This is a genomic window from Streptomyces sp. TRM49041 (assembly GCF_008271805.1).
In the GTDB taxonomy this organism is placed as follows: Bacteria; Actinomycetota; Actinomycetes; order Streptomycetales; family Streptomycetaceae; genus Streptomyces.
The window spans coordinates 222,630-237,857 of the sequence record NZ_VSRY01000166.1; the positions used below are offsets into that span (position 1 = coordinate 222,630).

Here is a 15,228-nt window from a genome sequence, read left to right on the forward strand (position 1 = left end):
GTGTTCCCCCTCAGGGTAGGACGACCTCACCGCCGACCGGACAATCGGCCGGATTTGTTCGCCGCGACCCCCTCGTCCCGGACCGCCCGGACCAGTAGCCTCGTTCTTTGGATCATCGGCCCGGCGGGGGGAGCGCGTGATGGACGGACAGATCCGCGAGATCGACCTGGGAAACGGCGAGATCGTCCACGCCCGGGTGAGCGCGGTCCCCGGCTACGGCGGGTCCGACCGTGACGTCGGCGTCGGCGACCGCGCCGCGGCAAGGCTGGAGCAGCTCACGGAACTGATCCAGCGAGTCGGCGGCACCGTCCTGGACGCCGCGTCGGCCGTGAAGCCGGACGAGGCGTCGATCTCCTTCGGTGTCGAACTCGCCACCAAGTCGGGCAAGGCCCTCGCCGTACTCGCCGAGGGTGAGGCCAAGGCGTCCCTCCAGGTCACCCTGACCTGGCAGTTCGGTGACGGCGGGCGTGCCGACGGGCGTGCCGGCCGACGCGACGGCGCCTCCGGCCCCGGCAGTGAATGACCGACCGCAACGATCTCGACGCCCTGGTCCAGGCCGCCACGGTCCGCTTCCTCCCCGCCGACCCGTCCCACCGCGACATGTGGGGCAGCGGCTTCTTCGTGGCGCCCGGCTGGGTGCTCACCTGCGCCCATGTACTGGCGCCCGCGCTGCGCGAGCGGGGGCGGGACCTTGAGTTCCGCGTGGCGGGCTCACCGACGTACCACGGAGTGGAGCCGGTACGGGCGCGGCTGGAGGACTGGCTGGTCCGCGACCCGTGGGCGGACATCGCGCCCCAGCACGACCTGGCGTTGGTGCGGCTGCTCGACGACGGGGTGGAACACGAATGCGTCTGGATCGGCGACCGGGCCATCCCGAGGTCCGGCGACCGCAGACGCGTCTTCGGCTTCCGGCCGGAGGAGGAGTACGCGGAGGAGCACAGGGGGCCGTACGGGGAGGGGCGCGCGGAGACTTACGGAGAGACGTACGGGGAGACTTGCGGAGAGACGTACGGGGACACCGGCCCGTACGAGCTGTGGAGCTGCGACATCGAGGACAACGTCCTCGACGGGCGGTACGCCGTCCGCTTCACACCGACCGCCGACTTCCCGGGCGGCGTGTCCGGAGGCCCCGTCCTCGACCTCGCGACCGGCGCCGTCGTCGCCCTGACGAAATCGGGCCGGTACGGCAAGGACGGCGGCCGTGCCGTACCGCTGAGCGCGCTGCGCGGCTTCGGCGACCTGTACCGGGAGGTGACGGGCGCACACGACCGCTGGCACGCCGAGCGGGCCGGGGCCGCGACCCCCGGCAGCTGGCTCGTCCACCAGCGGCGGCTGCTCGGGCCCGCCCCCAACGGCGACGAGGCATGGACGCCCGACGACCGGATGCGGGCACTCGGACTGCTCGCCAAGCTGACGGACCCACCCCCGCGCGGCGCCGTGGGGAGACTTGCCCACCACGTCCACAACAACGAGCGGCAGCAGCTGCCCTACCCGCCGCTCGCCGCCTGGCGGGACGGCCACGGACTGCTCCGCGCGAGCGACGGCGGCCTGCTCCCCGCCATCGCGTTCCTCCGCTATCTGCGCCTCGTCGTCAGACTCGTCCAGGAGCGCGGCGGCAAGGACGCCGGAGCCCCGGCCGTCGATGAGCTCGACGCCTGGATCACCGAGCGGATGCACCGGCTCCAGTCCTACCAGCACTTCCTGGTGACCGATGCCGCGCTGCCCGAGTCCCTTTCCGGTGACGCCGACCGGGACGGCGCGCTGTGCGGACCCGGACGGGTCGTCATCCCGTACCCCCGCGCCGGGGAGAAGACCCGCGTGGTCGTCGTCGAGATCGAGCCGCTGCCGTACCAGACCGTGCACTGGCAGATCCGGATCGACGACGGAAGCGGCGAGGACGAGATCTTCGAGGCGGAGACGGACCCGAACGGAGTGCCGCCCGACCGGCTCCTGGAGCGGCTCCGGCAGCCGCTGGGAGTGGCGTTCCAGGTCGCGGACGAGGCCGGCGAACACCCGGCGGCCTGCGAAGTCGTCCTGTCTGCCGAGGAGTTCGACCGGCCGGTGCACCGCTGGCAGCTCGCCGAGATCGCCCGCCTCGGCGACGAGGCCCATCTGCCGCTCGGCGTACGCCGCCGTGTCGTCCTGCGCGACCTCAACCGCCGGGGCGCGCCGGACGAGGCATGGACGCGCCGGTGGAGCGCGGCCACGACCGGCGGGCCGCTCACCGCCACCCGTACGGCCCCCGCGCAGGCCCGGCGCCGCCACTTCGAGGACATGGCCCCGTCCGCCATCCCCGTCCTCTGCCACCAGGCCGGCCGGGGCGCCGGACGCAAGGCCATGGAGCTGGCACTCGAAACCGGCCACGGCATCGCGCTCTGGCACATCGAGGGTCACCCGCGCTCCGCCGCCTGCGCGCCCGACTGCGAGGCGTTCCACCAGGGCGTCGCCGAACTCCTCGCCGAAACGGCCACCGCCGATGAACTCCCCGACCGTCTGCGACGTGTAAGAGAAGAGCTGCACGAGCGCCGCGCCCCGGGGCACTGGGCCGAAGCGGTCGCCGTGCTCTACGACGACCCGGACCGACCCGTGCCCGCGGGTCCCACGGGGGTCTGGAACTCACCGGCATGACGCACACGAAACGCATGGCACACATGAACAATTGGCCGGAAAGCGGCCTTGGCGGGCCGTCTGACGGGTACTTTCACAGGGGCCCGTTGTGGGCGCACACCGCCCCCGTCGGCCAGCACACGGGAACCCACGCTACGCCGACGAGGAGCAGGTCATGGACAGCTGGCTGATCTACCGGGGCCAGGGGAAGCCGGACCCCGAGCGGATCGGCCGGCTCCCCGAGCCGCCCCGCTGGCGCCGGTTCACCGGCGAACCGCTGACCGGCGTCGACCCGGTGCCGCCCGTCGACGGAAGCACCACCCGGCGGCTCGGACAGCGGGCTCCCCTGCCCATCCAGGACGACGAGGCGCTCCAGCTCATCAACGCCGCGCTCTACCTGCGGCGGCCGCTCCTCGTGACCGGCGAGCCCGGCTCCGGCAAGAGCACCCTCGCCCACGCGGTCGCCCACGAACTGGGCCTCGGCCGGGTGCTCCAGTGGCCGATCGTCTCCCGCAGCGAACTGCGCGAGGGCCTGTACGCGTACGACGCCATCGGCCGCCTCCATGACGCCCAGCTGCACCGCGAGGCGGGTACGGCGGGTACGACGGAGACGGCCGGTACGACGGAGACGGCCGGTACGGCCCCCGGCGAGGACGGCATCGGGCGCTACATCCGACTCGGCCCCCTCGGTACCGCCCTGCTGCCCGCCACCCGCCCCCGCGTGCTCCTCATCGACGAGCTGGACAAGAGCGACATCGACCTCCCCAACGACCTGCTGAACGTCCTGGAGGAAGGCACCTTCCGCATCCCCGAGCTGGAGCGCATCGCCGACCGCGCCGGACAGGACACCGTCCACGTCATCGACGACGACGGCCGCCCGGTGCCTGTCACGGGAGGCCGTGTCACCTGCCACGCCTTCCCGTTCGTGGTGATGACCAGCAACGGCGAACGGGACTTCCCCGCGCCCCTGCTGCGCCGCTGCATCCACCTCAAGCTCGAACCGCCGCGCGACGAGCGGCTGGCGGCGCTGGTGCAGGCACACTTCGGGGAAGGCGCAGACGAACTCAACGGCGACCTCGTCCGTACCTTCGTCGAAGGCGACCACGACGGCGAGCTGCGCCTCACCGACCAGCTTCTCAACGCGATCTTCCTGACCCAGTTCGCGGCCCGCGAGGACCGGGTCCGGCGCGCTGAGATCGCCGAACTCCTGATGCGGCCACTCGACCAGCGCCCCCACCGATGACCGGCGGCACCGCCCTGGTCACCGAGCTGGTCGCCCGGTTACGGGAGGCGGAGCTCGGCCCGACCGCCGAGGACGTCGCCGACGCGCTGTGGCTGGCCCAGTGGGTCGGCCCCGGCGGCTTCCGGCGTGCGACGCCGGAGCCCCCGGCGGATGCGCTCCCACCGGATGCCGCCCCGGTGGCGGACCCGCCGGCCCCGACCGATCCGCGGCACACCCCGCCGTCCCCGCCGCCCCCGCCCGGTACGGCGGGCGACCCCGCACGCCCGGGGCTCACCGGTCTGTCCGCATCCGACGCATCCGGACCGCCGGGCCCGGACGGCGACGACGACGCACGTGTGTGGGTGCCCACCGCCGCGACGCTGCCCCAGCCGCTCGAACTGCAACGCGCGCTACGCCCCCTCCAGCGGTTCCACGCCCCCCGCGCGCCCGCACGCCGCGTACTCGACGAACGCGCCACCGCCAACCGCGCCGCCGACACCGGGCTCACCGTGCCGGTCCTCCGCCGCGAACGGCGCCGCGAGGCACGCGTCCAACTGGTGATGGACGTGTCCTCGTCCACGGCGGTCTGGTACCAGACCCTCCACGAACTGCGCGCGGTCTGCGAACGCGCCGGTGCCTTCCGCGACGTCACGACGCTCTACCTGCACGCGAGGCCCGACGGCACCCCCGGCGTCGCCACGTCCCCGGTCGTCCGCGAGAACAGCAGGCTCCGCCCGCCCGGCCAGTTCACCGACCCGACCGGACGGCAGCTCACCCTGCTCCTCAGCGACTGCGCCGGCCCCATGTGGCGCGACGGCGCGCTCCAGCGGCTGTTGCACCGCTGGGCGACCACCGCGCCGGTGGCGGTCGTGCAGCCCCTGCCCCTGCGTATGTGGCGCAACACCCACCTGCCCGCCTCGTCCGGCGTCCTGGGCCGCCCCGAAGGGCCCGTACGGAGACTGTGGTTCCACGGCCGGGACCGGGCGCCGCGCGGGGTCGTACCCATCCCGGTCCTGGCCCCCCACCGCGTCGCCCTCGCCACCTGGGCGCGGCTCGTCTCCGCCACGGGGCGGCTCTCGCTCCCCGGCGCGGCGGGGCTGGTCACCGCCGACCACGGCCCCGCGCCGCGGAGCGCGACGGCCCTGCCGGACCTGTCGCCCGCCGAACGGGTCCGCGCCTTCCGCCGGTACGCCTCGCCGCCTGCCGTACGCCTGGCCGAGTGCCTCACGGCGGCGCCCCTGGTGCTGCCCGTCATGCAGCTCGTCCAGCGCGCCATGGTGCCGGGTAGCGGCCCGGACGTCCTGGCGGAGGTGCTCCTCGGCGGCCTGCTGCGGCGGAGCGACGAGGAGGGCGACGGGGCGTACGACCCTGTGTACGACTTCGTCCCGGGCGTCCAGGAGGAGCTGTGGAAGCGCCTGGAAGCCGGCGACGCGCAGCTCGTCCTGAAGAACTGCTCCCAGTACCTGGAACGCCGCTTCGGCTCCGACGTACCGAACTTCCCTGCCATGGCCGCCGCGTACCTGGGCGGCACGGTCCAGCCCCCGCACGGCACGGCCGACGCGCCGGGGCTGCGCCGCTTCGCCGTGGTCTCGACGGGCGTCCTGCGGCACTTCGTGCCGGTACGGCCCATGCCGCCGGTGCCGGAGAGCGCCGAGACGCTGGCTCACCGTGCCCGCCGGAGCCTGGAGCGCTTCCGCGCCGAAGGCACGGCACGCGACCTGGACACCGCGATCCAGCTCCTCGCCCAGGCGGCGGAGACCGGGCCCGACCTTACGCTTCGAGCCGGCTACGGACTGTCCCTGGCGGAAGCCCTGCTGGACCGCTGGGATGCCCGCCGGCTCGGCGAGGACCTGCGGGACGCCCTGGAGGCGGCCGAGCAGGCGCTGCCAGAGGAGCCGATGGCGCACTGGGCGGCGGCCAGGGCCCTGGAGGCCATGGACCAGGAGCTCATGTCGGCGGGGGCCGACAGCGACGCCGTACCGGAGCGGCTCCGCGCGCGCGTGGCGCGGCGGATGCCGGACGCCGACGGGGAGGAGCACCGGGACGCGCTGCGCTTTCTGGCGCTCCGGGAGCGCGTCGACCACCTGGAGGGCGTACTCGACGGCGCGGAGAGGCACTTGGCGCGGTTCCTGACGGCGGACGCCTTGATGGAATTGGCCCAGGATTTCGCCGGGTACGCCGCCCGGCTGGCCGAGCCGGCCCCGGAGAGCCCGCACCACTGGTTCGTCGCCCTGGCGGGCAGAGCCGTCACGGTCGTCGACGCGCTGGTCCACACGGACTCCGGTCCGCAGGCGCGCTACTTCCGGGGACTGACCACCGTCACGGTCGCCATGGGCTACCAGCGGACCGGGCTCGTGGACGATCACAAGGTGCGGGCACTGGCGCGCGAGGCAGCCGACGACCTGGTCGAAGCGCTGTCGGCCTGGCGCGATTCCGGCCTCGGGGACCCGGACGAGGCGGCCAAATGGCGTCCGGACGCCAGGGGCACCTTTCACGGCTGGATGCGTGTCGCCGACGCGCTGGAGTTGGCCGAGGAGGACCCCGACGAGGTACGGGCCGCACTGACACGGGCACGCGCCCTCGCAGAGGCCCGGCCCGACTGGGAAGAGCGTGACACGGAACTGGCCCGCTGCCTCCTCCGCCTGGCGCGGATGGGGCTGCCCGGAGCCCGGGACCGGCCGGAGCGCGGTGACGAGGTCGTGGAGACCACGGCGGAGGCCCTGCGCCTGGTCCCGCCGGGCACGTCGTCGCTGCGTGTGGATCTGCTGAACGCATATGTGTCCGGAGTGCTGCGGCGGCGCCCGGCGCTGGAGGAGCAGGTGGATTCGGCGGTCCGCCTCGTGCGGGAGGCGGCCGACCTCTCCTCCGAGACGTCGCCGGACATCGTCCTGCACCGGCTCAACCTCGGTCGTCTGCTGCTTCGGCGCTACCGGCTGCGTGGTGCCGTGACCGATCTGCACGAGGCCGACTGGCTTCTCGGCGCCGCCGCACGGACCCGGACGGAGGGGTATTCCCAGGTCGCCTGGGGGTACCGGGGCGATGTGGCCAAGGAGCTCGGCCGGGCGACCGGTTCCACCACTCGGTTCGCCGAGGCGGCCGAGTACTACCGGCGCGGCGCCGCCGACACCCAGCCGAGCCGGCACCAGTTCATCGCCGGACTGCTGCGGCAGCGCGCCGAGATGCTGGAGCTGACCGCGGGCCCCGACCGCGCCCTGACCGAGTACCGCCGTGCCTTCCAGGTCCTGGCCGACGCGGGCGAGCCGCGGTCCGAACGCGCCGACCGCATCCGCCAGGCCATCACCCGACTCGAAGCCGCAGACGCCGCGGACGCCGCGGACGCCGCGGACGCCGCGGACGCCGCAGACCCCCACGCCCCCGGCGAGACGGACCAGGCATGAGCCCACCGGACACGCCCGACGGGACACCCCTGCCCGAATTCCCCCTGCTGGCCAACGTCCCCGTCCCCACCGGACACCCCGTCCTCGACGCCGTGCTCGCCGAGCTCCGGACGCGCGACCCCGCCACCACCGTCGCCTACTACGACGACGCCCCATGACCGTCCCCCTCCGGCAGTTCGTGCTGAAGGTGCACAGCCGCTGCAACCTCGCCTGCACGTACTGCTACCTCTACCAGGGCCCCGACACCACCTGGCGCGACCGGCCAGCCCGTGTCGAACCGGCGACCATGCGCCAGGTCGCCCGCCGTATCGCCGAGCACGTCGGCGCGCACCGGCTCGACCGGATACGGGTCGACCTGCACGGCGGTGAGCCGCTGCTCGGCGGACCGGAGACCGTCCTCGCGTACGCCCGTGCCGTACGCGAGGCCCTGCCCGGCCACTGCGACCCCGCCTTCACCGTCCAGACCAACGGCACCCTCCTCACCGACCACGCCCTCGACCGGCTGGCCGCCGGCGGTGTCCGGGTCGGGCTCAGCCTGGACGGCGGCACCGCGCGGCTCAACGCCAGACGCGTCGACCACGCCGGACGGCCCTCCTGGCCCGCCGCCGAGCGCGCCGCACGGCTCCTGGCACGGCGAGGCGAGCAGTACGCGGGCGTGCTCTGCACCGTCGACCTCACCGCCCCGCCCGCCGACGTGTACGCCTCCCTCCTCGCACTCGGCGCCCCCGGACTCGACTTCCTCCTCCCGCACGCCAACTGGGCCTCGCCCCCGCCCGGCGTACGGAGGGAGCCACCCGGCCGCCGCCCCCGCCCCACGCCGTACGGCGACTGGCTCGTCGAGGCGTACGACCTCTGGTGGGACTCCCACCGGACCTCCACCCGCACCTCCACCCGCACCTCCACACACGCCTCCGCTCGCACCTCCACCCGCGACGTCATCCGGGTCCGGCTCTTCTCGGAGGTCCTCGCCCTCCTCCTCGGCGCCCCCAGTGCCAGCGAGGCCGTCGGCCTCTCGCCGATGGCCGCCGTCGTCGTGGAGACCGACGGCTCCATCGAACAGGTCGACTCGCTCCGCTCCGCCTACCCGGGCGCCTCCGCCACCGGCCTGGACGTCTTCCACGACACGTTCGACGCGGCACTCCGCCACCCCGGCGTCGCGGCCCGCCAGCTCGGCGTCGCCGGGCTCGCCGACGTGTGCCTGGCCTGCCCCGTGGTCCGGGTGTGCGGCGGCGGCAACTACGCCCACCGCTACGCCCCCGACAACGGCTTCCACAACCCGAGCGTCTACTGCGCCGACCTGGAACGCCTGGTCAGACATGTCGCGGCCCGCCTGTGTGACATGGAAGACAAGCACCGTTGTTCGACAACGACCCCTCACTGACACGGCACTGACGCACAATCGGGTTACATGGGCACGAACTCGCAGCCGAATTACCCTGCCTGAGGGAGATCCCCGCATGACCGAAGGCTCCGATCACATCACGGTGGTCTTCGCCGGACAGAGTGAGCGCTGGGCGGCCTGGATCGAGGAAGTCCTCACGAGCACCGGCTTCAAACAGCGGCTCGTCCGCTGGGACCCGCTCCGCACGCCCGCCCGGGGCACCGCCCTGACCGGGCTGCTGGACGAGCCCGGCCGTGTCCTGCTCATCCTGGACGACTGGTATCTCCGCTTCGACTCCGGCCGCTTCCGCGCCTGGGCCGACGCCCTGCGCGGACTCGTCCCGGAGCACCGGTCACGGGTCGCCGCGGTCAGCGTCACCACACGCCCGCTCCCCGAGGCCGTCCGCGGGCTCGACCCGGTCGCGCTGCGCGGAGTGCGGCGGGAGGAGGCCCGCCGCCGGCTGCTCGCCCTGCTCGGCCCGACCGGAGGCGGGGCCGCCGCGGTCGACCTCGCCCGGCCGCTGCGCTTCCCCGACGAGCTGCCGCCCGTGTGGAACGTCCCGCGGCACAACCGTCGCTTCACCGGCCGCCGGGAGACCCTGGAGCGGCTGCACGACGCCCTGGCCGTCGAGACCCGCGGCACCTCGGTCATCGCCCTGCACGGCGGCGGCGGCGTCGGCAAGTCCCAGATAGCCCAGGAGTACGCCCACCGGTACGCCGGCGAGTACGACGTCGTCTGGTGGGTCCGGGCCACCTCCACCAGCACCGCCCGCGAGAGTTTCGCCTCCCTCGCCGGGGCCCTCGGCGTCGGCGCCGGGGAGGAGCTGGACCCGCTCATCCACGCCGTACGGGACAGCCTCCGCACCGGCGACCGGCGCTGGCTGCTCGTCCTCGACGGCGCCGAGGACCCCGAGCGGCTCGCCGAGCTGGTCCCCGACGGGCCCGGCCACGTACTGATCACCGGCCGCAGCACCGACTGGGCGGAGCACGGCGCCGAACTGATCGAGGTCCGCCGCTTCCACCGCGAGGAGAGCGTCGCCTACGCCTGTCGCCGCGCGGCCCGCCTCACCGAGTACCAGGCCGACCAGCTCGCCCACGAGCTGGAGGACCTGCCGCTCCTCATCGACCAGGTGGCCGCCTGGCTCGACGTACACCCCACGGTCTCCGTCGACACGTACCTGAACGAGATCCGCCACGGCAATCCCAGCGTCTTCGGCGTCGTCCCGTCCGGCGACGAGCCGCGCCCGTTCCAGGTCGTGTGGTCCATGGCCGTCAACAGGCTCCATGAGGACGCCCCGGAAGCCCACGAGCTGCTGAAGCTGCTGTCCTTCTTCTCACCCGACGTCGTCCCCGTACGGCTCCTCCGGTCCGCGCGCTCCGCCGACCTGCCCGCGCACCTGGCCCGGATGGCCGCTGACCCCAGCAGCTGGAACTCCGCGCTGCGCACCCTGTCCGAGTCCACCGCCATGTGGCTGGAGTACGAGACGGGCCCCCGCGCCGACACACTCGTCGGCACGCTCCGCATGCACCGGCTGTTCCACCGCTTCGTACGCGGCGCCCTGCCCGCCCGCGACCGCGAACAGGGCTCCGCGACCGCCTGCCGGGTCCTTGTCGCGGCGGACCCCCACGAACCCAACGAACCCCGCCACTGGGCGCGGTACGCCGAGCTCATCCCGCATCTGAAGCCGTCCGGCGCCCTGGAGTCGGCCGACGAGGACGTACGGCGGCTCGTCCTCAACTGCGTCGAGTACCTGCGCACCCGCGGCGAGTACCAGGAGGGCTGGTGGATCAGCCGCCAGGCCCTGGAGCACTGGCGCGCCGACTCCGACCCGGCCGACCACCTCCTGCTCGTCGCCGCCCACCAGCACGCCAACATGCTGCGCAGGCTCGGCCGGTACGCCGACGCCGAGGCGGCCGGCCGCGCCGTCCTGCGCGACCTCACCGCCGCCGGAGCCGCCCGGCGCGACGTCCGCACCCTCAACGCCCGCAACGGCCTCGGCGGCACGCTCATGGCCCTCGCCAAGTACCAGGAGGCCGGCGAGCTGTACGAGGAGTCCGTCGGCGACGCCCAGGTGACGCTGGGCCCGCATGTGCCGCTCACCCTGCGCCTGCGCACCAACCTCGCCACCACACGCGCCCTGCGCGGCCGGTACGAGGAGGCCCTCGCCGAACACCAGGCGGTCCTCCACGAACGCGTCGGCCTCCTCGGCGGCAAGAACCCGCTCACGCTCCTGTCGGCCCTGCACACCGCCTGGACGCTGCGCCTCCTCGGCCGCTACCAGGAGGCACTCGACGTACAGGAGCAGAACACCCGGCTGCACCGTCAGGTCCTCGACCGCGACCACTCGCAGACCCTGCAGGCCGAGCACAACCTCGCCCTGTGCATGCGCCGCGAGGGCAACCTGCCCTTCGCCCGGGCCCTGATGCGTACGGTCAGGGAGCGGCTGGAGCACCGCCGGGGCACGCACCACCCGGAGACCCTGCTCGTCTCCTCCGACTACGCGATGCTGCTGCGCGGCGCCGGCGAGACGGAACTCGCCCTCGACCTGGCCGCGAGCACAGCCCGGCGGTACGCCGTACAGCTCGGCGAGGACCACCCGTACGCGATCGGCACCCGCGACAACCAGGCGCTGGTCCTGCGCGACCTGGGCGAGCCGGGCGCCGCGCGCAAACTGGCGGAGCACTCCCTGGAGCGGATGCGGGACGTGCTGGGCGGCGGTCACCCGTGGACCGTGGGGTGCGCTCTGAACACCGCGGGTGCCCGCGCCGAGGACGGCGACGTGGGGGGCGCGGCGGCCCTCGGCCGGGACACCCTCGACGTGGCCCGCGCCGCCGTCGGCGCCGACCATGTGCTGACCCTCAACGTCCAGACCGCCCTCGCCCAGGACCTCGGCGCGCTGGGCGACCGGGCGGAGGCGGACCGGCTGGAGGGCGACGCGCTGCGGCGGCTGACGGCGGTGTTCGGCGCCGACCACGCCCAGGTGCGGCGCGTGCGCGGCGGCGGCCGGCCCTTCTGGGACTTCGAGCCGCAGCCGTACTGACGGGCGGCGGGGGCGGGGGATTCGGTACGCCGGAGGGCCCGGCACCCATCCGGGTGCCGGGCCCTCCGCCGCGTACGAACGTGCCGGTCAGGCCTCGAAGACCTCGTTGACCAGCTGGATCTGCTCCGCCTGGTGACGCTTGGCCGAGCCGACCGCAGGGGACGAGCCGTGCGGCCGCGAGATACGGCGCAGGCGCTCGCCGTGCGGGATGTCCGCGCCGACCGCCAGGTCCAGGTGGTCGATCAGGTTCAGCGCGATGAACGGCCACGCGCCCTGGTTCGCCGGCTCCTCCTGGGCCCAGATGTACTTCTCGGCGTTCGGGAACTTCGCGATCTCGGCCTGGAGCTCCGCGCCCGGCAGCGGGTACAGACGCTCCAGGCGGATGATCGCGGTGTCCTTGATGCCGCGCTTCTGCCGCTCGGCTTCCAGGTCGTAGTAGACCTTGCCCGCGCAGAAGACGACCTTGCGGACGTCGGCCGGGTCGACCGACGCGTCGCCGATGACCGGACGGAACGCGCCGGTGGTGAACTCCTCCGCCTTCGACGCGGCGGCCTTCAGCCGCAGCATCGACTTCGGCGTGAAGACGACCAGCGGCTTGTGGTGCGGGTTGTGCACCTGCCACCGCAGGAGGTGGAAGTAGTTCGACGGCAGTGTCGGCATGGCGACCGTCATGTTGTTCTGGGCGCACAGCTGGAGGAAGCGCTCCGGGCGGGCGGACGAGTGGTCCGGGCCCTGGCCCTCGTAGCCGTGCGGCAGGAGCAGCGTGACACCCGAGGTCTGGCCCCACTTCTGCTCGGCCGAGGAGATGAACTCGTCGACGACGGTCTGCGCGCCGTTGACGAAGTCACCGAACTGGGCCTCCCAGATGACCAGCGCCTCCGGGCGGGCCAGCGAGTAGCCGTACTCGAAGCCCATCGCCGCGTACTCGCTGAGCAGCGAGTCGTAGACGTTGTAGCGGGCCTGGCCCTCGGACAGGTAGAGCAGCGGGGTGTAGTCCTCGTTGGTCTCCTGGTCCACCAGCACCGCGTGGCGCTGGCCGAACGTGCCACGGCGGGAGTCCTGGCCGGCGAGCCGGACCGGGACGCCCTCCATCACCAGCGAGCCGATGGCCAGGGTCTCGCCCATGCCCCAGTCGATCGTGCCGTCCTCGACCGACGACGCACGGCGCTGCAGCTGCGGCATCAGACGCGGGTGCACGGTGATGTGGTCGGGGATGTTGACCTGCGACTCGGCGATCCGCTTGACGACCTCCTGGGAGATCGCCGTCTGCACACCGGCCGCCGGGAACCCGGCCTGCGGGTCCACGCCCTGCGACGCGGCGGGCTGCGCGGTGGCCTCGCGGACCTCGGTGAACACCTTCTCCAGCTGGCCCTGGAAGTCCTGGAGCGCCTGCTCCGCCTCTTCCAGGGTGATGTCGCCGCGGCCGATCAGGGACTCGGTGTACAGCTTGCGCACCGAGCGCTTCTTGTCGATCAGCGACACCATCGCGGGGTTGGTGAACTGCGGGTTGTCGCCCTCGTTGTGACCGCGGCGGCGGTAGCAGATGAGGTCGATCACGACGTCCTTGTTGAACGTCTGACGGAACTCGAAGGCGAGCCGCGCCACGCGGACGCATGCCTCCGGGTCGTCGCCGTTCACATGGAAGATCGGCGCCTCGATCATGCGGGCCACGTCCGTGGCGTACATGGAGGAGCGGGACGACTCCGGGGCGGCGGTGAAGCCGACCTGGTTGTTGATGACGACGTGGACCGTGCCGCCGGTGCGGTAGCCGCGCAGCTGCGACATGTTCAGTGTCTCGGCGACGACACCCTGGCCGGCGAAGGCCGCGTCACCGTGCAGGGCGACGGGCAGGACCGTGAAGTCCGTACCGGCCTTGCCGATGATGTCCTGCTTGGCGCGGACGACACCCTCCAGGACCGGGTCGACGGCCTCGAGGTGGGACGGGTTGGCGACCAGGCTGACCTTGATCTGCTCGCCGTCGAGGCCGGTGAAGGTCCCCTCGGCGCCCAGGTGGTACTTCACGTCGCCGGAGCCGTGCATCGACTTCGGGTCGAGGTTGCCCTCGAACTCGCGGAAGATCTGGGCGTACGACTTGCCGACGATGTTCGCCAGGACGTTCAGCCGGCCGCGGTGGGCCATGCCGATGACGACCTCGTCCAGCCGCGACTCGGCCGCGGAGTCGATGACCGCGTCGAGCAGCGGAATGACGGACTCGCCGCCCTCCAGGCTGAAGCGCTTCTGGCCGACGTACTTGGTCTGCAGGAACGTCTCGAACGCCTCCGCGGCGTTCAGCCGGCGCAGGATGCGCAGCTGCTCCTCGCGCTCCGGCTTGGAGTGCGGGCGCTCGACGCGGTCCTGGATCCACTTGCGCTGCTTCGGGTCCTGGATGTGCATGAACTCGATGCCGGTGGTGCGGCAGTACGAGTCACGCAGGACGCCGAGGATGTCGCGGAGCTTCATCATCGACTTGCCGCCGAAGCCGCCGACCGCGAACTCGCGCTCCAGGTCCCACAGGGTGAGGCCGTGCTCGGTGATGTCCAGGTCGGGGTGCTTGCGCTGGTGGTAGTCCAGCGGGTCGGTGTCGGCCATCACATGGCCGCGGACCCGGTAGGAGTGGATCAGCTCGAAGACGCGGGCGGCCTTCGTCACGTCGTCGTCGTGCGACGCGTCGATGTCCCGGAGCCAGCGGACCGGCTCGTACGGGATGCGCAGCGACTTGAAGACGTCGTCGTAGAAGCCGTTCTCCCCGAGCAGGAGGCTGGCGACGACACGCAGGAACTCACCGGACGCGGCACCCTGGATGACCCGGTGGTCGTACGTCGAGGTGAGCGTCATCACCTTGGAGACGCCCAGCTTGTTCAGGGTGTCCTGGGAGGTGCCCTGGAACTCGGCCGGGTAGTCCATGGAGCCGACGCCCATGATGACCGACTGGCCGGGCATGAGGCGCGGCACGGAGTGGACGGTGCCGAGGCCGCCGGGGTTGGTCAGCGAGACGGTGACACCGGTGAAGTCGTCCATCGTCAGCTTGTTCGCGCGGGCGCGGCGGACGATGTCCTCGTACGCCTGCCAGAACTCGAAGAAGTTGAGCGTCTCGGCCTTCTTGATGGCCGCGACGACCAGCTGGCGGTCGCCGTTCGGCTTCACCAGGTCGATGGCGAGGCCCAGGTTGACGTGCTCCGGCTTGACCAGGGTCGGCTTGCCGTCCTTGATCTGGTACGACCAGTTCATGGAGGGCATCGACTTGATCGCCTGCACCATCGCGTACCCGATGATGTGCGTGAAGGAGATCTTCCCGCCGCGGGCGCGCTTCAGGTGGTTGTTGATGACGATGCGGTTGTCGAACAGCAGCTTCACCGGGACGGCGCGGACCGAGGTGGCGGTCGGCATCTCCAGCGAGGCGTCCATGTTCTTCGCCACGGCACCGGCCGGGCCGCGCAGCGTCACGAACTCGGGACCGACCGGAGCCTCGGCGGCCGGGGCGGCCTTCGGGGCAGCGGCGGGCTTCGCGGCGGCCGGCTTGGCGGCGGGGGCCGCGGGCGCGGGCTTCGCAGGAGCCGGGGCGGGAGCCGGGGCCGGGGTG

The 15,228-nt window shown here is 72.9% G+C and carries 8 protein-coding genes; 7 read left to right on the forward strand and 1 reads right to left on the reverse strand.

Features of this window, described 5'->3' with window-relative positions; translation table 11 throughout:
- The first annotated feature begins 139 nt into the window (after positions 1-139).
- The 7 genes from FVS66_RS29910 to fxsT all read left to right on the forward strand — a co-directional run bounded on the left by FVS66_RS29910 (position 140) and on the right by fxsT (position 11,648).
- The gene (locus FVS66_RS29910) at positions 140-523 is read left to right on the forward strand and encodes a CU044_2847 family protein (RefSeq protein WP_149184368.1); all 384 of its coding nucleotides are present in this window, start codon (positions 140-142) and stop codon (positions 521-523) included.
- Complete coding sequence (locus FVS66_RS29915; RefSeq protein ID WP_149184369.1) at positions 520-2,628, forward strand: trypsin-like peptidase domain-containing protein; 2,109 nt, start codon at positions 520-522, stop codon at positions 2,626-2,628. The genes FVS66_RS29910 and FVS66_RS29915 overlap by 4 nt, the downstream gene beginning before the upstream one ends.
- A gap of 154 nt (positions 2,629-2,782) precedes the next feature.
- The gene (locus FVS66_RS29920) at positions 2,783-3,850 is read left to right on the forward strand and encodes a MoxR family ATPase (protein WP_149184370.1); all 1,068 of its coding nucleotides are present in this window, start codon (positions 2,783-2,785) and stop codon (positions 3,848-3,850) included.
- On the forward strand, positions 3,847-7,227 hold the full coding sequence (locus tag FVS66_RS29925; protein WP_149184371.1) for an SAV_2336 N-terminal domain-related protein: 3,381 nt from the start codon (positions 3,847-3,849) through the stop codon (positions 7,225-7,227). Before FVS66_RS29920 ends, FVS66_RS29925 begins: the two co-directional genes overlap by 4 nt.
- Positions 7,224-7,385: a hypothetical protein gene (locus tag FVS66_RS35285; RefSeq protein WP_187645752.1), complete on the forward strand. Its 162-nt coding sequence runs from the start codon at positions 7,224-7,226 to the stop codon at positions 7,383-7,385. Before FVS66_RS29925 ends, FVS66_RS35285 begins: the two co-directional genes overlap by 4 nt.
- On the forward strand, positions 7,382-8,608 hold the full coding sequence (locus FVS66_RS29930; protein WP_149184372.1) for a radical SAM protein: 1,227 nt from the start codon (positions 7,382-7,384) through the stop codon (positions 8,606-8,608). Before FVS66_RS35285 ends, FVS66_RS29930 begins: the two co-directional genes overlap by 4 nt.
- A gap of 76 nt (positions 8,609-8,684) precedes the next feature.
- The gene (gene fxsT, locus FVS66_RS29935) at positions 8,685-11,648 is read left to right on the forward strand and encodes an FxSxx-COOH system tetratricopeptide repeat protein (protein WP_149184373.1); all 2,964 of its coding nucleotides are present in this window, start codon (positions 8,685-8,687) and stop codon (positions 11,646-11,648) included.
- Between the two features lie 87 nt (positions 11,649-11,735).
- Here fxsT and FVS66_RS29940 read toward each other — a convergent pair.
- Positions 11,736-15,228: multifunctional oxoglutarate decarboxylase/oxoglutarate dehydrogenase thiamine pyrophosphate-binding subunit/dihydrolipoyllysine-residue succinyltransferase subunit (locus FVS66_RS29940; RefSeq protein ID WP_149184374.1), on the reverse strand; the 3,493-nt coding region annotated here is incomplete at its 5' end.

Coding starts and splice junctions, on each gene's coding strand:
- FVS66_RS29910 (WP_149184368.1), top strand. CDS start 140: ATGGACGGACAGATCCGCGAGATCGACCTGGGAAACGGCGAGATCGTC.
- FVS66_RS29915 (WP_149184369.1), top strand. CDS start 520: ATGACCGACCGCAACGATCTCGACGCCCTGGTCCAGGCCGCCACGGTC.
- FVS66_RS29920 (WP_149184370.1), top strand. CDS start 2,783: ATGGACAGCTGGCTGATCTACCGGGGCCAGGGGAAGCCGGACCCCGAG.
- FVS66_RS29925 (WP_149184371.1), top strand. CDS start 3,847: ATGACCGGCGGCACCGCCCTGGTCACCGAGCTGGTCGCCCGGTTACGG.
- FVS66_RS35285 (WP_187645752.1), top strand. CDS start 7,224: ATGAGCCCACCGGACACGCCCGACGGGACACCCCTGCCCGAATTCCCC.
- FVS66_RS29930 (WP_149184372.1), top strand. CDS start 7,382: ATGACCGTCCCCCTCCGGCAGTTCGTGCTGAAGGTGCACAGCCGCTGC.
- fxsT (WP_149184373.1), top strand. CDS start 8,685: ATGACCGAAGGCTCCGATCACATCACGGTGGTCTTCGCCGGACAGAGT.